The organism is Actinomyces glycerinitolerans, from assembly GCF_900098745.1.
GTDB lineage: Bacteria > Actinomycetota > Actinomycetes > Actinomycetales > Actinomycetaceae > Actinomyces > Actinomyces glycerinitolerans.
On sequence record NZ_FQTT01000001.1, the window covers coordinates 542,181 to 562,712 of the forward strand.

Below are 20,532 nucleotides of genomic sequence, written 5' to 3' on the forward strand. Positions count from 1 at the left end.
GTTTTCACCACGGGTGCAGTTTACGAACGCGCCCTGGCCGATGGTCCCAAACCGCCGTCCGCGTCCCCGCGGGCACTCGCTCACCCCCGTTGCGCCGCGGAAAACCGGGGATAGCCAGCGGGAACACGGTTCGAGTCGACTCGTCATATCGCGCCCGCCGACGCCAATAAGCGCCACCATTTCGTCACACCATTGTCAGACAAATATCAGAGTGGTCGGCGCATGACGATGGCGTCCTCCACCGGCGCCAGGTAGTAGCGGCGGCGTCGGCCGATCGCCTTGAACCCGTGCGTGGCGTACAGGCGCTGGGCGCCCTCGTTGGAGGCGCGCACCTCCAGCAGGACGGCGCGGCAACCGGCGTCGGCGGCCGCAGTCAGCAGGGCATTCAGCAGGGCGGTGGCCACACCGCGGCGCCGCGCGGCGGGGATGGTGGCGATGGTGAGCAGGTCGGCATCGCCGCGACCATCCCCGTACCACAGGCCGGCGTAGCCGACGATCGGTTCGGCGTCGGCAGCGCCCGGGCCCGGCGCACCGGCCGCCTCCTGCGGGTCGGCCGCACCGGCGGGCGCGGCATCCTCCAGGTGGGCGACCAGGTAGGCGCGGTCGGCGCCCGGGCCGGTGGTGCGGTCCAGTTCGGCGGCGAGCGTCGCCGGACTCCAGGCCTCCGCACCGAACAACTCCGGCTCCAGGCGGGAGACCACCTCCAGGTCGTGCGGCGTCATGGTGCGCAGCCGCACCCCGACCGCTGCAGCCTCCTGGCCGGGCGGGTTCACCGTGCGCGTCCCGCAGACATCTGCACGTCGGGGCGGCGCAGGTACAGGGGCGCCGTCCCAAGTCCGGCCTGCTGCACGGCCTCCTCCCCCGCGCCGTCCAGTGCACGCAGGCGGGCCAGGGCGATGCGCACCTGGGCGGCCGCCTCCCCGGAGACGGGGGCCAGCACCTCGCGGCCGGCGGCCAGCTCGGGGTACAGGGCGACGCCGGAGCCGGCCACGACGTCGGCAGGCGGCTGCGCGCCGCTCTCCTCGCGCTGACGCAGGGCGGCGGGGGCCAGCACCTCGTACTCACCCAGGCGTTCGACGTCGTCGGCGCCACGAGCCCGGTAGCGGGCGGTGTAGACCTCCTTGCGGCGCGCGTCGGTGGCGACCAGGACCGTGGCAGATTGCGCGGCCTGCTGGTCCCGCCGGGCCAGCTGATCGAGGGCGGCGCGGGCCACGGCGTCGAGGCTGGGCACGCCGTACACGGGGATGTCACGGGCACGGCCGACGGCGCGGGCGGTCACCAGGCCGGCGCGCAGCCCGGTGAAGGGGGCCGGGCCGGTGGCGGCGACGACGGCGTCCAGCGGGGCCGCGGCCACCGCCGGGTCCGCGAGCGCGGCGGACAGCATGGGGCCCAGTGATTCGGCGTGGCGGCGGGGACTGTCCTGCCCGGCGGTGGTCAGGATGTTCAGGGAGGCGGGGGCCGCGTCGGCGTCCGGGCGGTCGGGGGCGTCGGCGACCAGCAGCTGGGTTCCCAGGGAGGAGTCGATGGAGAGGATGCGCACGGGCACAGCCTAGATGAGCGCCGGGCGCCGGGGCGTCAGCCGGCGAGTGGGCGGAGGTCGACGCCGGCCCAGCGGGGGCCGACGGCGGCGATGGTGACGGTGCGTCGGCCGTCGTCTACTCGGGCCAGGTCGGTAACCGCCCGGGTTTCCCCGGAGCCGGTGGGCGCGGCGGCGGCGAGGCCGCCGTGGGGGCGGGCGACGGTGATCTCCAGCCGGTCGGGAGAGAGGGCTTCCGCCTTGCCCTCGCCCCACTCCATGAGGGTGACCGAGTCGGCGACGGCGGAGTCCAGGTCGAGGGCGTCGAGCTCCTCCAGGGAGGAGATTCGGTAGGCGTCCACGTGGATGAGGTCGGGGCCGGCGCCGGCGGCGGGGTGGACGCGCGCGATGACGAAGGTGGGTGAGGAGACGCGTCCGCGCACCCCCATGGCGGAGCCGATGCCCTGGGCGAGGGTGGTTTTGCCGGCGCCGAGCCCGCCGGTGAGTACGACGACGTCGCCGGCCCGCAGCAGCTTGGCCAGGCGGGCGCCCAGCGCACGGGTGGCGTCGGCGGAGTCGGTGTCCACGACCACCGCCGGCGCGGGGCTGTTCTGAACGGCGGGGTGGGCGGTGCTCATGCCTGGGCCCCTCCTGCGTGCACCGCCGGGATGGCGGCGGCGTCGCGGCCCACGAAGACACGGGGCACACGCGCACCCAGGCGGGTGACGATCTCATAGTTGATGGTGGAGCACAGCTGGGCCCACTCGTCGGCGGTGGGGGTGACGGCGTCGGCGGGGGCGCCCCACAGCACGGCGGTGTCTCCGGCAGCGGCGGGCGGGAGCACCGGGGCGCCCTCGGGGGTGGCGGCCGGGCCGAGGTCGATAACCACCTGATCCATGCACACGCGGCCGACTATGGCGGCGCGCAGGCCGTTCACCGCGACCGGGCCGCCGTTGGAGGCGGCACGGGGGATGCCGTCGCCGTAGCCGAGTGGGACCAGCCCCAGCCAGCGGTCGGTGGGGACGCGCCAGGTACCGCCGTAGGAGACGGCCTGGCCGGCGGGAATGCGCTTGACCTGGGTCAGGGGCGCCTCCAGGCGCATGGCCGGCGTCAGGTCCAGGGCGGCGGAGGTGGCGACGGCGGGGTCCGGGGACAGGCCGTACAGGCCGATGCCGATGCGTACCAGATCCAGCCGCGTATCGGGGTGCCACAGCAGGCCGGCGGTGGCCGCCAGGTGGCGCAGGCGCGGGTTCAGGCCCGCCTCCGCGACGACCCGTTCGGCGGCCAGGAAGCGGGACAGGTGCTTCTCGGTGGAGCCGCAGGCGGGCTCGTCGGCGCGGGACAGGTGGCTCCACAGGGCGACCACGGCGATCGTGCCCTCCTCCTCCGCGGCCTTCGCGGCGGCGGCCAGGGCGGGCAGGTCGGTGGGGGTGGCGCCGCCGCGGGACATGCCGGTGTCGACCTTGAGGTGGATGCGGGCCGGGCCCGGTGCCGACTGGCCGTCGGCGGGGTCGTCCAGTTCGGCGCGGGCGGCCGCCGCAATGGCGTCGAGTTGCGCGCGGGTGGACACGGACAGGTCGATGCCGGCCGCAAGCGCGGCGCGCAGCGGGGAGCCGGGGGTGGCCGCCTGGTCGGGTGTGAGCACGGGCAGAAGCCAGCTGAGCAGGCGCGGGCGCTCGGGGGTGGGAACGGAGTCGGGATTGTGGGAGGGGCGGGCGACGCCGGCTGCGTCGAGCAGGGCACGCAGGTGAAGGGCCTCTGCGAGCTGGGCGACGCCGAGCCAGGTGGCGCCGGCCCGCAGGCAGGTGGTGGCCACCGGGGCGATGCCGTGGCCGTAGGCGTCGGCCTTGACCACCGCCATCCAGGGCACGCCGCCGACCGCGGCGAGCACGTGGGCGTTGTGGGCGATGGCGTCGAGGTCGACGACGGCGCGGGAGGTCGTCGCTGGAAGCGGGGTGCCGGTTGACGCGTTCACGGTGGCGATTGTTCCACTCCGCGGCGCTCAGCGCCTGGTCATCGCCACCGACTCGGTGAAGAAGAACGTCACCCGCATCCTGGCCAAGCTGGACCTGCGCGACCGGGTGCAGCTCGTCATCCTCATGCGTGACATTGAGTTCCAGTGAGAAGCCGTACGGCATAAGTGTCCATCGGTGACCACTTTCAGGAGCAAGTCCCTTGGTGAGCCGCAGACAAACGGCTCCAGAACGGGGAAATCTCGGATTGCCTCGGAGGCCGAGCAGCCGCAACAACGGCAAACTGGTCACGGATGGACATTTTTCCCGCGGCAGGCGTGCCCAGGTGCGGTACCGGCGCGCGGCGAGTTCAAGGCTCGGTGCGGGCCGATGCTCCAGAGGTGATTCCAGGCGGCCGGGATCGCCTCGGTCAGGTCCAGTGCGGCAAGCGGATGTCCCGAGCACGCAAACAGCCGGCCGGCTCCAGCCGTGACTGCGGGGCTGGCGTCAACCAGGCCCGCCGCCCGGGCTGCCGCGACCGCATGCAGCCGCACCCCCAGGGCCGCGCAGCGGGCCGGGGCTTCGGCCTGCACATCTTCGCCGCCGACGGCTTTGCCGTTCTCGGCATCGGCCCGGCGGGCCGCCAGTAGAGCACCGATGATTCCGGCCAGTACGTCCCCACTGCCGGCGGTGGCCAACCAGCCCGGGCCGGAGTCGACCGACAGCAGTGTCCCGCCCGGGGAGGCGATCAGTGTCGGCGTGGTCTTCAGCAGCACGGTGGCGCCGGTCAGCTCCGCCAGGCGCCGCGCCGCGGCGGCCGGGGCGGCCTCGACCGCTTCCCGCGGGGTCTGCTCCCCCAGCGCGCCGAGCAGGGCGGCGGCCTCCCCGGCGTGTGGGGTGAGCACCTGCCGCGGCATGCAGCGACCACCGGTGGCAATGCGGGCGGCGAGCAGGGGCAGCGCCCCGGCATCAATCACCGCATCAACCGGCTCGCCGGCCTCACCCAGCACCCGTCCCAACGCTGCGTCGAGTTCGGCGGCGCGTGGGGCGTCGGCGGGGTCGGTGCCGGGGCCGAGCACCAGCGCCTGACAGCGTCCGTCGGCGGGCACGACCTCGGGGCGGCGGGCGAGCACCAGGTCGACCACCCGCGCCGGCGCCGCCAACCGCACCATGCCGGCGCCCGTGCGCACCGCCGCCGACGCGGCCAGCACCGCGGCCCCCGGATAGGTCTGGCTGCCGGCCCACAGCCCGACCACGCCCCGGGTGTACTTGTGGTCGCGGTCCCCGGGCACGCGCAGCAGGCGACCCAGTTCTGCATCCGCGGGCCGGCACGCCAACACCGCCGCATCCGGCACCGGCAGTCCCAGGTCGACCACGTCCACGCGCCCGCACCGGGGCGCCGCCGGCGGCGCCAGGTGGGCTGCCTTGAAGCAGGTGAAGGTGACGGTACGGTCGGCGGCCAGCGCGGGGCCGGGCAGGGTGCCGTCGTCCACGCCGACGCCGGAGGGAAGGTCGACGGCCAGCACCCGGAAGGGCCGCTCCCCCGGATCCCCGGCGGCGCACAGCGGAGCGATGAGCGCGGCCGCGGCCGGACGCAACGGCCCCGTGGCGCCGATGCCGGTGAGCCCGTCGACCACCAGGTCGGCTCCGGCCGCTCCCCCCGCGGCTGCGCGGGCCGCGGCCATTGGATCAGCGGCGAGACGCACGCCGGCGGCGCAGGCGTCCGCCAGAGCCGTGGCGTGCAGCCGGGATATCTCGGCAGCGGGGGCGGCGGTGACGGCGCAGCCGCGGCGCGCCAGCAGGGCGCCGGCCAGCAGGGCGTCGCCGCCGTTGTGACCGCCACCCACAAGCAGCAGCACGCGCGCTCCGGGCACGGCACCGCGCATACCGCGGAGCTCCTCCACCGCCGCCCGAGCCAGGGCGTGGGCGGCGGCATGCATGTAGCGGTCGGTGCCCGCGGTCAGCGGCGCCTCCGCGTCGGCGACGGCACGGGCCGGGTAGGCGTTTTCAGTTGGGAGAAGCTGACTCACGGCTTAATTCTTGTACATTTGCCAGTCCCTGGTCCGCATATGCCGCCACGCCACGTAGGCGAGCCATGTCGGATCCGCCCGGAACAGTGATTGGAGCACGCCCACCGTCTGGAAGACACCGTGTCACTAACGCCGCTCGAGAACGGCCCCGTTGTCGGAATGGGCTTCGGTCTCCGCTGAGACGACACCTGTCAACGCCCAGGCGAGCAGCGCCAGGCTGGCAACGAACAACGAGGCCCCGGCGACGGCTATGTGCCCCACATCCTCGAGCCAGCCGATGAACGGCGGAATGAGCAGGGCCGCACCGGCTTGGACCGCCAGCAGTGGCCGCACTCGTTGCAACAGCATCTCGGGCCTGCGGGTTTCGCCATGCATTGCTCTCCACGCGTATCCCGCGACGAGCAGGCATGCGACCAACCAGGGCAGAGGTATTGCGGTGACCAGCACGGATGCGAGAAGCGGGAATCTGAGCGAGGGCTCGGTGGCGTAGACCTCACCGACCAGCAGATACAGATACACCATGGCGCCGGCGACAAGCAGGGCATGCAGGAGCGCGGCGACGAAGACAAGCCGCATCCGCCGTGGCTCTGCGATAGAAGATGAAACAGACATAGCAATCCTCAGGGGGTCACGCCCGGCGCAATTCCGTAGTAATCATAAGCCCATTCCGTCTTCACCCCATTGATCGTGAGGTTGTCACGCGCGAGCGCCACCTTGACGTACCCAGCCGCCCAACGGCCCGATACCACACGCGCATTCGACGTTGCAGAAGCAAGCTCCTTTCCAGACCTTCTGTATTTAATCACGGTACAAATAATACGCTTACCGGCATATACGTTGGCCGCCGCATACGTCGAGCCACGATAGGATAGAAGCGCAATCTGCTCGTTGCGCACATAAGACGCGCCCCACGAAATCTTCTTGCTCTCATAAGGAGCATACCCTGCCGGAGAAGCCGTAGAGGCATTCAATTGGTTCTGACCCCCGGAGACAAACTCACCCTCAAATGAGTATAGCCGCAGCCCCTCCTCAGCCCCTAGAAGCACGCCGTCAACCTCGATAGGCTCAGTCGGAACAATGACCTTGGAACTTGTCTCAACCGGTTGGAGCAAATCCGATCGGCCTGCCGCCACCGCATCAGGTGACAGCGAAGCGGCAACAACGATGCCAGCAGACAAAACCAAGGACCTACGGGGAATGCGGCCGACAACACGCATGACGACTCCTACCTATCCGGGGACTGGGCGCATCCAATTCGATTCACCGCTTGAACGTGAGTTCAACCACAGGCGATAGTCTTGGCAAGTCGCTATGCGAATCGTTACATCAACCCAGCCCTCTGCATTTGCTTCTTGGCAGACGCTGGAGCCCCATTCATGAGCGCTACTCCACGGTGACGGACTTGGCCAGGTTGCGGGGCTGGTCGACGTCCAGTCCCTTGGCCTTGGCCAGCGCGGAGGCGAAGATCTGCAGCGGCACCACCGTCAGCAGCGGCCACATCAGGGTCGGCGTGGCCGGGATGCGGATGACGGTGTCGGCGAAGGGGGTGACCGCCTCGTCGCCCTCCTCGGCGATGACGATGGTGCGGGCGCCGCGGGCGCGCACCTCCTGAATATTGGAGATGACCTTGTCATGCAGGACGGGGCGCCGCGGGGTGGGGACGATGACGAACACCGGCAGCCCGTCCTCCACCAGGGCGATGGGACCGTGCTTGAGCTCGCCGGCGGCGAAGCCCTCGGCGTGCACGTAGGCGACCTCCTTCAGCTTCAGCGCCCCCTCCAACGCCACCGGGTAGCCGACGTGCCGTCCCAGGAACAGGAAGGAGGTCTGGTCGGCCAGCTGCGCCCCGAGCTCGCGGATACTGTCCTCCTGCTCGGCGAGCAGGCGCTCGAGCTTGGCGGGCATCTTGCCGAGATTCTCCAGGTAGTCGGCGACCTCGTCGGGCCACTTGTTGCCGCGCAGCTGCGCCAGGTACAGGCCCAGCAGGTAGCAGGCGGTGATCTGGGCGAGGAAGGCCTTGGTGGAGGCCACCGCCACCTCCGGGCCGGCGTGGGTGTACAGGACGGCGTCGGCCTCGCGGGCGATCGTGGAGCCGTAGGTGTTGACGATCGCCAGCGCCCGGCTGCCCTGTTCGCGGGCGTGGCGGACCGCCTGGATGGTGTCCATGGTCTCCCCCGACTGGGAGATGGCCACGGTCAGGGTCTTCTCCGACACGATCGGGTCGCGGTAGCGGAACTCGTGGGCGAGTTCGATCTCCACCGGGATGCGGCACCAGTGCTCGATGGCGTACTTGGCGACGTGCCCGGCGTAGGCGGCGGTGCCGCAGGCGACGACGATGATCTTGTCGATGCTGCGCAGCACGGCCGGGTCGATGCGCATCTCGTCCAGGACCAGTTCACCGCGGTCGTCGACGCGCCCGAGCAGGGTCTCGGCGACGGCGGTGGGCTCGTCGTGGATCTCCTTGTCCATGAAGGTGTCGTACCCGCCCTTGACGGCGGCGGACGCATCCCAGGAGACCTCCCACTGGCGCGGGGTGACGACGTCACCGGCGGCGTCCCACACGGTGACGGAGTCGGCGGTCAGCAACAGCACCTGGTCGTCGTCGACCTCGGCGGCGTGGGTGGTGAAGGCGACGAAGGCGGCCACGTCCGAGCCGAGGAAGTTCTCCCCCTCGCCCAGGCCGATCACCAGCGGGCTGGAGCGGCGGGCGGCGACGATCGCACCGGGGGCGAGCTCGGTGACGGCCAGCAGCGCGAAGGTGCCCTCCAGGCGGGCGGTGACGGCGCGCATGGACTCCACCAACAACGCGGCGGCCGCGTCCGGGTCCACGGTGCCGGCCTCGCCCGCGGCGGCGAGCCGGTCGGTGAAGTCGAGGTCGAGCAGGTGGGCGACCACCTCGGTGTCGGTGGCGGACAGCAGGGTGCGGCCGGCGGCCTCCACCTCGGCGCGCAGGGACCGGAAGTTCTCAATGATGCCGTTATGCACCACGGCCAAGGAGCCCGCCCGGTGCGGGTGGGCGTTTTCGGTGGTGGGGCCGCCGTGCGTGGCCCAGCGGGTGTGCCCGATGCCGGCGGTGGCCGGCGCAGGCGCGGCCGCGTCCAAGGCGGCGCGCAGGTTGTCGAGCTTGCCGGCGGCCTTGACGGTCGTGAGGCGCTCGACGCCGTCGGGCCGCACCAGGGCGACGCCCGCAGAGTCGTAGCCGCGGTATTCCAGGCGCGAGAGTCCGTCCAGCAGCACTTCCAGGGAGCGGCCGGAGCCGGGGGCGGACGAGGCGGTTGACGGGGTCAGGGGGCCGACGTGGCCGACGATTCCACACATGTGCCCGATAGAACCACCAATCCCCCTCCCGATTCAACGCCCGCGCCGTGAACGCGCGCAGAAATCGACCGGCGGCCCGGTGAGAGATGCGGCATCACAGCCTCCTGGCGGCACCCACACGTGCCTATGAGGTAACAATGCGTCACACTGGTGCGGTGAACATCCCCGCATCCTCTGCGGCATTGACGTCCCGGCCCGGGACGCCCCCCTCGCCGTACATCGAGTTGCACCGCGACCAGTGGCGCGCGCTCGCCTCCGCCGCGCCGCTGCCGCTGACCCAGGCGGACCTGGAGAAGCTGCGCGGCCTGGGTGATCCGATCGACCTGCCGGAGGTGGATGTGGTCTACCGGCCGCTGACGGCACTGCTGGAGCACTTCATCACCACCGCCCGCGAGCGCGCCCGCCGCACCGCCGACTTCCTGGGGGTGGATGAACGCCCCACGCCGTTCGTGGTGGCCGTGGCCGGCTCGGTTGCGGTTGGCAAGTCGACGACGGCGCGGCTGCTCGCCCACCTGCTGGCCCGCTTCCCGGACACCCCACGGGTGGACCTGGTCACCACCGACGGCTTCCTGCTGCCCAACGCCGTCCTGGAGGCGCGTGGACTGACCGCCCGCAAGGGTTTCCCGGAGTCCTACGACCAGAAGGCGCTGCTGGAGTTCGTCACCGCGGTGAAGTCCGGGGCGCCGCGGGTGGAGGCGCCGGTGTACTCGCACACCGTCTACGACATCGTGCCGGGCAGGAAACTCGTGATTGAGCGGCCGGACGTGGTGGTGCTGGAGGGGTTGAATGTGCTCCAGCCCGCCCCGCGGGTGCGCCACTCCCCCGGCAACGATGAGCGCACGGTGGCGTCGGCGCTGGCGGTGAGCGACTTCATCGACTTCTCCATCTATGTGGACGCCGACCCGGAGGACATCCGCCGCTGGTACCTGGACCGCTTCCTGACGCTCAAGCACACGGCCTTCAAGGACCCCGACTCCTACTTCCGGCGCTACCAGGCCATCCCGGACGACATCGCGCTGGCGGCGGCGAACGAGGTGTGGGAGAGCGTCAACCTGGTGAATCTGCGGGAGAACATCGCCCCCACCCGGGGACGGGCCACCCTCGTGCTGCACAAGGACGCCGACCATCACATGAGCCGGGTGCTGCTGCGCAAGGCCTGAACGCCCATGGTCGGTTGGCTGGGGCGGGTCGGGGCGGACTCGGGCGGAGCATCCCGCAACCGGCAACCGCCCGCACCCACCCGCGACGGACCGATGTCAGCGTGGGCCGAAGGTATCCGATTTCCTACATGATGCCGCGGGACGTGAGGTAGGCGATCCGCCGATCGTTGGCGCGGCGCAGCGTCCCGTCCTCCCGGAATACGCCGGCAAAGGCCTGCGGCATCCGCTCCGGGCCGAGCACCGCCGGCAGCGCCACGATGCATAGCAACACCAGGATGACGGTGTTGGGGATTAGTCCACACCAGTCCAGCCAGCTCGGCTGGTCCTTGAGGACCAGGGGCTCGCGGGCAAGCAGTGTCCGGTCGACCGGCAGGGCGCGCGGTGCCGTTACCAGTGGCGGTGCGGCCTGCGCGAGATGGGGATCTGCGCCTTGCAGGGCGGGCATCGTCTCGCGGGCGTAGCCGCGGGCCAGCGCCCAGACCCAGATCGCATCGACCTCGGCCTCGAGTCGCAAGCGCAGGTCTTCGGCCCTCTGGGACGACAGGCGTGGAGCGGACAGCCGCACCCTGTGGCCCGCCGCTCCCACCTCGACCAGGGCCACCGGGCCGCGCTTGCCGCCCTTGCCGACATCGGCTACGGCGACGATGAATCCGACACGCGAGTCGGGCCAGGGCAGGTGAATCGTCCGCAGCACGCCCCGGGAGTTAATGCCGGCGGCATCGAAGACCGTGCGAAATCTGAGCGGAGGCACCAGGCCCCCACCGATCATCAGCACTGCCGCGCCTGCGACACCGGCCACGGCGAACGGCGCCACGGACACGCCGAAGGCGAGCAACCGGGAGCCGATTGTCAGAAATATGGCCCCCAACAGCGCGAAGAAGCCGCCGAAGACGTAGGTGAAGGGACTCGGCCGACGCACCAGCGACTCCGAAATCTGGGTCGACCCGCCGACTTCGAGGGCGCCGCCGCGCGTAACCTCGCACGGCTCGCCTCGAGCCGAAACTACGATGACTCGGTTCATCCCTGGGCATTGAGGTACTCGATCCGGCGCGCGACGGCGACGCGTCGGCGTTCGCACTCCGGGTCGGCGGCCGGCTGGTAGCCACCATCGTCCACCGCGAAGCCGGAGGCGACGCCCATTTCCCAAATGGAGTCGGCCGCCGCCGCAGCAGCCAGAAGCGCGCGATCGCCGCCTCCCAACCACCGCAGTCCCGGAACCGATACGGACAGGCCCTCGGCGGCGAGGATTCTCACCTCCACCACAGTCCTGCGATACTCCTCGGTCTCCGCGACGAAGATGGACGAGCGCGAAGTGGGCCAGTCGATCCAGAAGGAGTACATGCCGCTGAAATAATCGATGCCCTCCGCGTACACGGTCAGGCGGGCACGGGCGGTTTCAAGGAGATCTGGCAATACCCGCACCGCGACAATCAACATGAGCAGCCCGATTGCGAAACCCAGCTTGCCGGCCACGGAGTCAATGCCGCTCCGACTGAGCGTGTAGAAGGCGTAGCCCACACCGCCGCCGCCGAGCGCGAGGGTGCCGAGAATGTGCCAGATGATCTCCCAGCGCTGCCCGGACCAGGCGGAGAACACCACGGGCTTCTGCCATTGCGACTCCGCGTCGTCGAAGACCTCCGCAGCGGGAGCATCTCCCCGGCTGTTCATTGGGCGTCCGGGCGCGGTCGCCTTGCGCCTCCTGCGCCGCTTATGGCCCCGATGCCGGGCGGCGCCAGGTACGTAGCCGCGGTCAACCGCCCAGGCCCAGATCTCGTCGACCTCCGTCTCCACTTGAGCCCTGATGTCGCCGACGAAGCCACCGACCACTCGTGGCGCTGCCAGCTTGAAGCTGCCCACAGTCGATGGAGCAACGACATACGCCGTATTGAAGTATTTCCCGTACGCCTGACGTACGACGAAGGCCGCACGCGAGTCGGGCCAGGGGGCGTCGATGTCACGCAGCGTGGTGTGGGAGTGAATGCCGTCGGCGTCGAAGATCGTGTACTCCCGCCAGGGCGCCGTGCCGAGGAAGACCACCAGCACCCCGATGGTGACCAGGAGCAGGCCGCCCTCGATCTCTCCGATCGCCAACACCGCTATGCCGGCGGCGATCGGCAGCAGCCCCATGAAGACGATCAGGCAGCCTCTGGTGCGAGCCCGACGGTTTGGGCGCGCCACGATGCGCTCGGGCGGTGGCACCGCTCGTGACGCAGTGGAGGTGCCGGCGTCGTACTGGTTGAGAGCCGGTCGGGGCCTGTGGAACATGGCTAGTCCGCGCGTTCGGCGTCGTAGGCCTCGCGGGCGGCGAGCACGTCGTCCATGTGCCCGACGGCCCACTTCTCCAGGGCGTCCATGACGTCGGCAAGGTCCCGCCCCAGTGCGGTCAACTCGTAGGTGACCCGCGGCGGGGTCTCGGTGTAGTACTCGCGCCTGACCAGGCCGTCGCGTTCCAGGGCGCGCAGCGTCTGGGTGAGCATCTTGGTGGAGATACCGTCCACGCGCCGGGAGATCTCGGTGAAGCGCAGCGGCCCCTCGTACAGGGCGCCGATGACCAGCACGCTCCACAGTTCACCGAGCTCGCGCAACAGGCGTCGCGAGGGGCAGGACCGGCTGTAGGGGTTGTAGGCGTGCTCGCCCTCACCTGTCGCACTCATGCGCCGTTCCTCCCTTCGCCCCGCCGTCGGAACCCGAACAATGGGATTCTACCGGCCCCTGAGAAAGGTACAGCGTACAGGGCTGCGCCCGCCGCCCCGAGTCGGGGACGGCGGGCGCACGCGTCACACGGTTAGTGGTTTGCCCGGCGGGCGGGTTCACTTGATGACGGCGAAGCCTCCGGTCCAGGCGACCTGCTCGCTCAGGGCCAGGCCGATCTGGAGCGCACCCATGGCCTCCAGCTCATGCGCCCGCTTGAGCGCTCCGGCGTCCACATAGGCCAGGCCGGCCGCCTCCACGAGAGCGCGCAGGGTCGCCTTGGCGTCCTCGCTGTCCGCGGCGGCATAGACGGTGACCGGCTCACCGGCAATGGTGCCGGCGGCGAGGGTCGCGGCGAAGTTCGTGTTGAAGGCCTTGACGACCTGCGCTCCGGGCAGGCGCTCGGCAACCTCCGCGGCGGCCGACGAGCCGGGGGCGACGACGGAGTCGAGCGTGGCGAAGTCGATCGGGTTGGAGGGGTCGACGACGATCTTGCCGGCGAAGGCGTCCGCGGGGTAGGCGGACAGCACCTCGGCGATGGCCGGGTAGGGCAGTGCCAGGACGACCAGGTCGCCGGTGACGGCGTCGCCGATGGTTCCGGCGGTGGCGCCGTCGGCCGCAGCGGCGGCCTTCGCCGCGTCACGGGCAAGCACCTGGACGGAGGCGCCGGCCTTGACGGCGAGCTGGGCGACGGCGGAGCCGATGGCACCGGCTCCGAAGACGGTAACGGACGGGAGGGATGCAGCAGCCACGATGTTCTCCTTACTGCGTGCGGTGGTTCCGACGGGTATTACTCTCTCTCGGTAACTCACTTCCCGCAAGAGAGCTTTTAAGTGAGTCGAGCCACATCTCCCACTGAGGCGGGCGGCTCGCCGGCCACCGCTTCGCGCCGCTTCAAGGCCCGCGGCGGTGAGACGCCGCGTGACACCCACCCCGACGCGTTCTACTGTTGCGTGAGTCACCACGCGCGCCCGTATTCCCCAACCCGCGGTCGCCGCCGCGCCATCGGGTGCGCCCGCTGAAAGGAGCTTCTATGCGTCTTGGAATCCCCTGCCAGCCTCCGGACCGCTCTATGACCGCGGCCACGCCGCAGACAGTGGAACAGCTGATCCGTCTGGGCTACGACGTCGTCGTCCAGCGGGGAGCCGGGGCACCGGCCCAGTTCCCCGACGCCGCCTATGAAGAGGCAGGCGCGCAGCTCGCCGACCGCGCCGAGACCTGGGGCTGCAACGTCGTCGTCACCGCCTATGCGCCCGACGACGCCGAGCTGGACCTCATGCACCCGGGCGCCACCCTCATCGGAAGGCTCGACCCCGCCCGCCATCCCGAGCTCGTGCAGAGCCTGCAGGACCATTCCCTCACCGCCCTGGCAATCGACACCGTGCCGCGCATCTCCCGGGCACAGAGCATGGACGTGCTCTCCTCCCAGGCGAACCTGGCCGGCTACCGGGCCGTCATCGAGGCCGCCGCGCACTTCGGCCGCCTGCTCAACGGCCAGGTGACCGCCGCCGGCAAGTTCCCGCCCGCCTCCGTGTACGTGATCGGCGCGGGCGTGGCCGGCCTGGCCGCCATCGGCACCGCCTACTCCCTGGGCGCCGTAGTCAAGGGCACCGACGTGCGCCCGGAGGTGGCCGACCAGGTCAAGTCGGTGGGGGCCGAGTTCGTACCCGTGCCCACCGCCCAGGAGGTGTCCGCCGACGGCTACGCCAAGGAGATGAGTACCGACCAGGCGGCGCTGGCGAACGCCCTGTATGCGGAACAGTCCGCCGCCGCGGACATCGTGATCACGACGGCGAACATCCCTGGCCGCCGCGCCCCGCTGCTGCTGGACCGCGCCGCGATCGACGCCATGCAGCCCGGTTCGGTGATCGTGGACATGGCGGCCGCCAACGGCGGCAACACCGAGCTGACCGTGCCCGGTGAGGTGGTCACCACCGACTCCGGTGTGACCATCGTCGGCTACACCGACCTGGCCGAGCGCCTGCCCGCCCAGGCCTCCCAGCTGTACGGCCGTAACATCCTCAACCTGCTTACCCTGGTCACCCCCGCCAAGGACGGCGACCTGACCCTGGACCTGGACGACCAGGTGGTGCGGGCCATCACCGTGTGCCAGGCCGGCGAACTGCTGTGGCCGCCGCCGCCCGTGGCGGTCTCGGCCGCCCCCAAGGCGCCGGCCGCCCCGACCCCCGAGCCGGCCCCCGATGCCTCCGCCGACGCCGAGGCCCAGGCCGCCGCCCGGGCCCGTTCACGCCGGCGCATGACCATCGGCCTCGCGCTGGCCGCCGTCGCAGTCGCCGTCCTGGTGCTGGTCACCCCCGCGGCCGCCACCAGCCACTACATCGTGCTGGCCCTGGCGGTCATCCTGGGATTCCACGTCATCTCCAACGTGACCCCGGCACTGCACACGCCGCTGATGTCGGTGACCAATGCGATCTCCGGCATCATCCTGCTCGGCGCCATCTCGCAGGTCGGCAACGCCAACCCGGCGATCAGCGCCGTCGCCTTCATCGCGATCCTGCTCGCGTCCATCAACGTCTTCGGCGGCTTCGCGGTCACCAACCGCATGCTCGCCATGTTCAGGAAGGAGTGAGGGCATGTCCTGCGCAGCTGTTGTCTCCCTGCCCGCATTCACGCCAGCGGCTCTGTCGGCCGTGTCCCCTGCGGCCTCCGCCGACGCCGTCGGCCTGACCCTGCCCTCGCCGGTGGCCCTGGCCTACGTCGCCGCGGCGGTACTGTTCATCGCCGCCGCCGCCGGACTGTCCCGGCACGAGACCGCGGTCGCCGGGAACATCGCCGGCGCCGTCGGCATGGTGGTCGCGGTCGCGGCCGCCATCGGCCTGGCTTTGACCTCCGACCCCGGACAGGGCGTGGTCACCACCGCCATCCTGATCGCCCTGGCCCTCGGCATCGGCGCCGTGATCGGCATGCTGCTGGCCGGGCGGGTAGCCATGACCGGCATGCCGCAGCTGATCGCGGTCCTGAACGGGCTGGTAGGTCTGGCCGCCGTACTGGTGGGCTACAGCTCCTACGCCTCCCCCGATGCGATGTCGGAGTTGCTGGGAGGATTCCACCTGGGTGAGGTGTTCCTGGGCGTGTTCGTCGGCGCCGTGACCTTCACCGGCTCGGTGCTGGCGGCGCTCAAACTCGCCGGGCGTGTCCCGGGCCGCCCGATCACCCTGCCGGGGCGCAATAAGCTCAATCTCGCCGCTCTGCTGGTCAGCCTCGTACTCATGGTCGCCTTCATCCTGCTGCCGCCGGGGTCGACGGCGGCCTGGGTGTGCCTGGCGGTGATGACGGTGATCGCCCTGGCCCTGGGCGCCCACCTGGTGGTGGCGATCGGCGGCGGTGACATGCCCGTGGTCGTGGCCATCATGAACTCCTACTCCGGTTGGGCCTCCGCCTTCACCGGCTTCATGGTCAACAACGACCTGCTGATCATCACCGGCGCACTGGTGGGCTCCTCCGGCGCCTACCTGTCCTACCTGATGTGCCAGGCCATGAACCGCTCCTTCGTGTCCGTGCTGCTGGGCGGCTACGGCACCGAGGGCGCGGTCGCCGCCCCCGCCGCGGGCGAGGAGGGCACCATCCAGCAGACCGACGTGGGCGCCGTCGCCCGGGCGCTGCAGGACGCCAAGCGCGTGGTGATCACCCCCGGCTACGGCATGGCCGTGGCGCACGCCCAGTACCCCGTGGCGACGCTGACGGAGATGCTGCGCGGGGAGGGCGTGGACGTCACCTTCGGCATCCACCCCGTGGCCGGCCGCCTGCCCGGGCACATGAACGTGCTGCTGGCGGAGGCGAAGGTCCCCTACGACCTGGTGCTGGAGATGGACGAGGTCAACGACAGCTTCTCCGACGTCGACGTGGTGCTGGTCATCGGTGCGAATGACACGGTCAACCCCGCCGCGGAGGAGCCCGGCTCCCCCATCGCCGGCATGCCGGTGCTGCGGGTTTGGGATGCCGCCAAGGTCGTGGTGTTCAAGCGCTCCATGGCCACCGGCTACGCCGGCGTGCAGAACCCGCTGTTCTTCAAGGACAACACCTCCATGCTCTTCGGCGACGCGAAGGAGACCGTGGAGGCGGTCATCCGCGCCATGGAGTGAGCACGTGCACTGAACTCCCCCAAATTGTGCCGGGCCCGCGCCGTTGAACGGCGCGGGCCCGGTCGTCCGTCTAAGTCCCTCGTCAGGCGGCGGCGAAGGCCCTAGCGGACAGGCGCTTAAGCAGCGCCGACACCTCCGGCGCGGGAAGTCGACGCTCCGGGCCGAGCCAGGTAAAACGCTGCGCTTTCATCATGTCCACAACGGCGCCGATAGACGACGTGTGACCAGCGGAGCCGCGCCCCAACGTTATCGCGTCTTCCGCGCTCCAGTCCTCACGCAAGTCTGTTGCAGGCATCTCCCACTTCAAGAACCCGAAACGCTCGTCGCCCCGACGATCAGGAAAGAACACGGCGACTATGGTGTCGGCGCCATGGTCGAGGTGATCGGAGAGCACGGAGTCGAAGGGCTCGGATTCGGGAACCGCAAGTATCCTGGTCTCACTGACGTAGTGGTTGCGCGCAAACAGTTCCCGCCCCTCGGGCGTGCCGAGGAAGAGTCCCACGGCGCGCGCCGCATCGCGCCGCGTCGTCTTGGTGCCGCTCATCTCTGCCAGCTCCTGAAGTGCTGCTCCATCCAGTCGAATACCTGCGTATACGACGTCTCGTAGGACTCTTCCAGTATGGCACGGTCGTTTCTGCCCAAGGCTTGGATGGGACGCGTCTCACGAGCCCCATCCCGGTGGTACTGGTGGGAATGGATGCAGCCATGGCGCGTGTCGATCCGAAACACCGGCTTCCAGTCGCCTCCCCACTCACTGCGCCACTCATGTTGGAGCGCGTAGTCGACAAGCCTCCCCCGGTATGTCCTCAAACGTACGAGTATCCGATGAGTTCCCACCACGCCGCCGAGCACCACGTCTAGCGGGTAGGTCTCGTCCTCACACACATGACTCGGCGGAGGACGGTATCCACCGTCTGGCAAGTCCATGTCCCCTCCACCCTGCTGTTGCTCTCCTGTGTGGCAAAGCTACAGCGGAGCACGTTTACAAGGACGACGACCTGTGGACAGTCGTACGGTGGACCGCCATAACCGCAACCTGTTGAAAACCGTGCGGGCTGGGGCGGCCAGCATCACCGGTGCTCGCCGCCTGCCCCAGACGTATGTGTGCCCCGCCCGATATTCCTGGCGGGGCACACATACGCATGAAAGCCGTGGACGACCCGGTCTCCCGGGCCGCGCGATCACAGCGCGAGGTTGTCCTTAACGACGGCGGCCAGGCCGGCGGCCACGCGGTCGGCCTCCTCCTGGCTGGCGGCCTCCACCATCACGCGCACCAGCGGCTCGGTGCCCGACGGGCGCAGCAGCACTCGGCCGGTCTCCCCCAGCTGCTTCTCGGCGTCGGCGACGGCGTCCTGCACCGCCTTGTTGGTGCCGGCGGCGGCCTTGTCCACGCCGGGGACGTTGATGAGCGTCTGCGGCAGGCGCTGCACAATGCTGGCCAGCTCGGCCAGGGACTTGCCGGTGCGCTTCATGCGGGCGGCCACACGCAGCGAGGTGAGCACGCCGTCACCGGTGGTGGCGTGGATGGTGTCGATGACGTGCCCGGACTGCTCGCCGCCGAGGGTGTAGCCGCCCTGCAGCATCTTCTCCAGCACGTAGCGGTCGCCCACGCCGGTCTGCACAATGCGGATGCCGTGCTCGCGCATGGCCAGGATCAGGCCCAGGTTGCTCATGACGGTGACCACCAGCGTGTCGGAGCCGAGCGTGCCGTCGGCCTTCATGCCCACGGCCAGCAGGCCCATGATCTGGTCGCCGTCCACCAGGTTGCCGTCTGCGTCCACGGCCATGCAGCGGTCGGCGTCCCCGTCATAGGCGACCCCCATGTCCGCGCCGACGCTGCGCACGTACGCCTGCAGCTGCTCGGGGTGGGTGGAACCGCAGTCGGCGTTGATGTTCAGCCCGTCCGGGGAGGCGTTGATGGCGATGACCTCGGCGCCGGCGGAGCGCAGGGCGGCGGGGCCGACGTTGCTGGCGGCGCCGTTGGAGGCGTCCACCACGATGCGCAGGCCGGACAGGTCGGTGGCTACGGAGTCCACCAGGTGGTTGATGTAGGTCTGGTCGGCGACCGTCTCGCCCTTGATGACGCGACCGACGGCGGCGCCGGTGGGGCGGGGCAGGTCCTCGTTCAAGGCCGCCTCGATGCGGTCCTCCACGGCGTCCTCGAGCTTGTAGCCGCCGCGGGCGAAGAACTTGATGCCGTTGTCAGGGAAGGGGTTGTGGGAGGCGGAGATGACCACGCCGAGGCTGACGTCCTGGCTGGCGGTCAGGTGAGCGATGGCGGGGGTGGGCAGCACGCCGACGCGGGTGACATCCATGCCGGAGGCGGCCAGGCCGGCGCTGATGGCGTGGTCGAGGAACTCGCCGCTGGCGCGGGTGTCGCGGCCGACGACGGCGCGGGGGCGGCGGCCCAGCCGGTGGGGGGAGTCGTCCGAGCCGACCAGGACGCTGGCCGCGGCCCGGCCGAGGCTGACTGCGAGATCAGGGGTGAGCAGTTCGTTGGCGAGTCCGCGGACGCCGTCGGTGCCGAAGAGTCGTGACATGGGATCCTCCTGTGGGTAGACGACCCCATCATTCCACGCCGGAGCGCAAACCGGTGGCCGCCTCCCCGAAGGAAGACGGCCACCGACGTGAAATATGCGCTTCGGGGCACCCCGGAGGGGGCGCCGCCGCGGTCAGCGCTTGGAGTACTGCGGGGCGCGGCGGGCCTTGTGCAGACCGGCCTTCTTGCGCTCCACAATGCGGGCGTCACGGGTGAGGAAGCCGGCCTTCTTCAGGGCCGGACGGTTGGCCTCACGGTCGATCTCGTTCAGGGCGCGGGCGATGCCCAGGCGCAGGGCGCCGGCCTGGCCGGAGATGCCGCCGCCGTTGATGCGGGCGATGACGTCGAAGCGGCCCTCGAGCTCGAGGATGGTGAAGGGGGCGCGCACGAGCTGCTGGTGCAGCTTGTTGGGGAAGTAGTCCTCCAGGGTGCGGCCGTTGATCTTCCACTGGCCGGTGCCGGGGATGAGGCGGACGCGGGCGACGGCCTCCTTGCGGCGGCCGAGTCCCATGCCAGGGGCGGTGATGGACTGGCCGCGTCCCTCGGTGGGGGTGGATTCGGTGGTGTAGCTGGCGGGGGCGTTGTCCTCGTCCAGCGCGTCGATGTCGACGGTGGTCTCAGCCACGATGTGTCCTTTGCTTGTCGGGTGCCGGGCGCTGGAGCGCTTACTGGGTGACCTGGGTGAGCTGGTAGCTCTGCGGGTTCTGGGAGGCGTGCGGGTGCTCCGGACCGGCGTACACCTTCAGCTTCTTCAGCTGGGCGCGCCCCAGGCGGGTGTGGGGCAGCATGCCCTTGATGGCCTTCTGGACGGCCCGCTCGGGGTGGGTGGCCAGCAGCTCCCGGTAGGAGACGGCGGTCAGGCCGCCCGGGTAGCCGGAGTGGCGGTAGGCGAACTTCTTGTCGGCCTTGCCGCGGGTGAGGACGACCTTGTCGGCGTTGATGATGACGACGTAGTCGCCACAGTCCTCGTTCGGCGCGAACTGCGGCTTGTGCTTCCCACGGAGCAGGGTTGCAGCCTGGGCTGCGAGCTGGCCGAGCACGACGTCGCTGGCGTCAATGACGTACCAGTTCTTCTTGACGTCGCCGGGCTTCGGTGTGTACGTGCGCACTGGCGTTGCCTTCGTTTCTCTTGGCGGGCGGACACGCGGACACAACGCAGGCGCTGGCATCCGGCGGGACCGCCATGGTCAGATGAGGTGGTCGGAGCACCGGCCGCAAGTGGC

Annotated in this window: 20 protein-coding genes and 1 pseudogene; 4 read left to right on the forward strand and 17 right to left on the reverse strand. The window is 70.4% G+C overall.

Annotated elements, in window-relative coordinates:
- Window positions 1-206: 206 nt before the first annotated feature.
- The 4 genes from rimI to alr are packed head-to-tail and all read right to left on the reverse strand — an operon-like array spanning window position 207 to window position 3,500.
- Window positions 207-773, reverse strand: coding sequence for a ribosomal protein S18-alanine N-acetyltransferase (gene rimI / locus ACGLYG10_RS02250; protein WP_244542532.1), 567 nt, complete (start codon window positions 771-773; stop codon window positions 207-209).
- Window positions 770-1,540 carry a tRNA (adenosine(37)-N6)-threonylcarbamoyltransferase complex dimerization subunit type 1 TsaB gene (gene tsaB / locus ACGLYG10_RS02255; RefSeq protein ID WP_073327484.1) on the reverse strand — a complete coding sequence of 257 codons (771 nt, stop codon included), beginning with the start codon at window positions 1,538-1,540 and terminating at the stop codon, window positions 770-772. The genes rimI and tsaB overlap by 4 nt, the downstream gene beginning before the upstream one ends.
- Window positions 1,541-1,575: 35 nt before the next feature.
- Window positions 1,576-2,154, reverse strand: a complete 579-nt coding sequence (gene tsaE / locus ACGLYG10_RS02260) for a tRNA (adenosine(37)-N6)-threonylcarbamoyltransferase complex ATPase subunit type 1 TsaE (protein WP_073327485.1) — start codon at window positions 2,152-2,154, stop codon at window positions 1,576-1,578.
- Window positions 2,151-3,500, reverse strand: coding sequence for an alanine racemase (gene alr, locus ACGLYG10_RS02265; protein ID WP_073327487.1), 1,350 nt, complete (start codon window positions 3,498-3,500; stop codon window positions 2,151-2,153). The genes tsaE and alr overlap by 4 nt, the downstream gene beginning before the upstream one ends.
- A 16-nt stretch (window positions 3,501-3,516) precedes the next feature.
- Between alr and ACGLYG10_RS15730 the strand changes: the two are divergent.
- Window positions 3,517-3,639: pseudogene (locus ACGLYG10_RS15730) on the forward strand (DNA-binding response regulator); the annotation flags it as partial.
- A 137-nt stretch (window positions 3,640-3,776) separates the two neighbouring features.
- Here the strand turns inward: ACGLYG10_RS15730 and ACGLYG10_RS02270 are convergent.
- The 4 genes from ACGLYG10_RS02270 to glmS form a co-directional block, all read right to left on the reverse strand.
- Window positions 3,777-5,498: a bifunctional ADP-dependent NAD(P)H-hydrate dehydratase/NAD(P)H-hydrate epimerase gene (locus ACGLYG10_RS02270; RefSeq protein WP_073327490.1), complete on the reverse strand. Its 1,722-nt coding sequence runs from the start codon at window positions 5,496-5,498 to the stop codon at window positions 3,777-3,779.
- Window positions 5,499-5,624: 126 nt separating this feature from the next.
- The gene (locus ACGLYG10_RS02275; RefSeq protein ID WP_073327492.1) at window positions 5,625-6,074 is read right to left on the reverse strand and encodes a hypothetical protein; all 450 of its coding nucleotides are present in this window, start codon (window positions 6,072-6,074) and stop codon (window positions 5,625-5,627) included.
- A 44-nt stretch (window positions 6,075-6,118) separates the two neighbouring features.
- Complete coding sequence (locus ACGLYG10_RS15735) at window positions 6,119-6,715, reverse strand: hypothetical protein (protein WP_139240711.1); 597 nt, start codon at window positions 6,713-6,715, stop codon at window positions 6,119-6,121.
- A gap of 166 nt (window positions 6,716-6,881) precedes the next feature.
- Complete coding sequence (gene glmS / locus ACGLYG10_RS02280; protein ID WP_073327494.1) at window positions 6,882-8,816, reverse strand: glutamine--fructose-6-phosphate transaminase (isomerizing); 1,935 nt, start codon at window positions 8,814-8,816, stop codon at window positions 6,882-6,884.
- A gap of 137 nt (window positions 8,817-8,953) precedes the next feature.
- On the opposite strand from glmS, the gene coaA reads away from it, so the two are divergent.
- Window positions 8,954-9,976, forward strand: coding sequence for a type I pantothenate kinase (gene coaA / locus ACGLYG10_RS02285; RefSeq protein WP_083565322.1), 1,023 nt, complete (start codon window positions 8,954-8,956; stop codon window positions 9,974-9,976).
- A gap of 124 nt (window positions 9,977-10,100) precedes the next feature.
- Here coaA and ACGLYG10_RS02290 read toward each other — a convergent pair whose 3' ends face one another.
- From ACGLYG10_RS02290 to ACGLYG10_RS02305, 4 genes are all read right to left on the reverse strand, one after another.
- Window positions 10,101-10,895 (reverse strand): hypothetical protein, encoded by a 795-nt coding sequence (locus ACGLYG10_RS02290; protein ID WP_073327498.1) that lies wholly within the window; start codon window positions 10,893-10,895, stop codon window positions 10,101-10,103.
- A gap of 98 nt (window positions 10,896-10,993) precedes the next feature.
- Window positions 10,994-12,241, reverse strand: a complete 1,248-nt coding sequence (locus ACGLYG10_RS02295) for a hypothetical protein (RefSeq protein WP_139240714.1) — start codon at window positions 12,239-12,241, stop codon at window positions 10,994-10,996.
- A 2-nt stretch (window positions 12,242-12,243) separates the two neighbouring features.
- Window positions 12,244-12,630 (reverse strand): winged helix-turn-helix transcriptional regulator, encoded by a 387-nt coding sequence (locus tag ACGLYG10_RS02300; RefSeq protein ID WP_073327502.1) that lies wholly within the window; start codon window positions 12,628-12,630, stop codon window positions 12,244-12,246.
- A gap of 156 nt (window positions 12,631-12,786) precedes the next feature.
- Window positions 12,787-13,419 (reverse strand): NADPH-dependent F420 reductase, encoded by a 633-nt coding sequence (locus ACGLYG10_RS02305; protein ID WP_083565324.1) that lies wholly within the window; start codon window positions 13,417-13,419, stop codon window positions 12,787-12,789.
- Window positions 13,420-13,700: 281 nt separating this feature from the next.
- On the opposite strand from ACGLYG10_RS02305, the gene ACGLYG10_RS02310 reads away from it, so the two are divergent.
- Window positions 13,701-15,257 carry a Re/Si-specific NAD(P)(+) transhydrogenase subunit alpha gene (locus tag ACGLYG10_RS02310; protein WP_073327503.1) on the forward strand — a complete coding sequence of 519 codons (1,557 nt, stop codon included), beginning with the start codon at window positions 13,701-13,703 and terminating at the stop codon, window positions 15,255-15,257.
- Window positions 15,258-15,261: 4 nt separating this feature from the next.
- A complete protein-coding gene (locus tag ACGLYG10_RS02315) occupies window positions 15,262-16,770 on the forward strand; it encodes an NAD(P)(+) transhydrogenase (Re/Si-specific) subunit beta (protein WP_073327504.1) in 1,509 nt (502 codons plus the stop codon).
- Window positions 16,771-16,852: 82 nt separating this feature from the next.
- Here ACGLYG10_RS02315 and ACGLYG10_RS02320 read toward each other — a convergent pair whose 3' ends face one another.
- From ACGLYG10_RS02320 to rplM, 5 genes are all read right to left on the reverse strand, one after another.
- Entirely contained in the window at window positions 16,853-17,314 is a 462-nt protein-coding gene (locus ACGLYG10_RS02320) for a hypothetical protein (protein WP_073327505.1), read from the reverse strand.
- Window positions 17,311-17,697 carry a DUF7718 family protein gene (locus tag ACGLYG10_RS02325; protein WP_139240716.1) on the reverse strand — a complete coding sequence of 129 codons (387 nt, stop codon included), beginning with the start codon at window positions 17,695-17,697 and terminating at the stop codon, window positions 17,311-17,313. The genes ACGLYG10_RS02320 and ACGLYG10_RS02325 overlap by 4 nt, the downstream gene beginning before the upstream one ends.
- Window positions 17,698-17,951: 254 nt before the next feature.
- Window positions 17,952-19,310: a phosphoglucosamine mutase gene (gene glmM, locus ACGLYG10_RS02330; RefSeq protein ID WP_073327507.1), complete on the reverse strand. Its 1,359-nt coding sequence runs from the start codon at window positions 19,308-19,310 to the stop codon at window positions 17,952-17,954.
- Window positions 19,311-19,442: 132 nt separating this feature from the next.
- The gene (gene rpsI / locus ACGLYG10_RS02335) at window positions 19,443-19,934 is read right to left on the reverse strand and encodes a 30S ribosomal protein S9 (RefSeq protein ID WP_073327508.1); all 492 of its coding nucleotides are present in this window, start codon (window positions 19,932-19,934) and stop codon (window positions 19,443-19,445) included.
- Window positions 19,935-19,974: 40 nt separating this feature from the next.
- Window positions 19,975-20,418 (reverse strand): 50S ribosomal protein L13, encoded by a 444-nt coding sequence (gene rplM, locus ACGLYG10_RS02340; protein ID WP_073327509.1) that lies wholly within the window; start codon window positions 20,416-20,418, stop codon window positions 19,975-19,977.
- Window positions 20,419-20,532 lie beyond the last annotated feature (114 nt).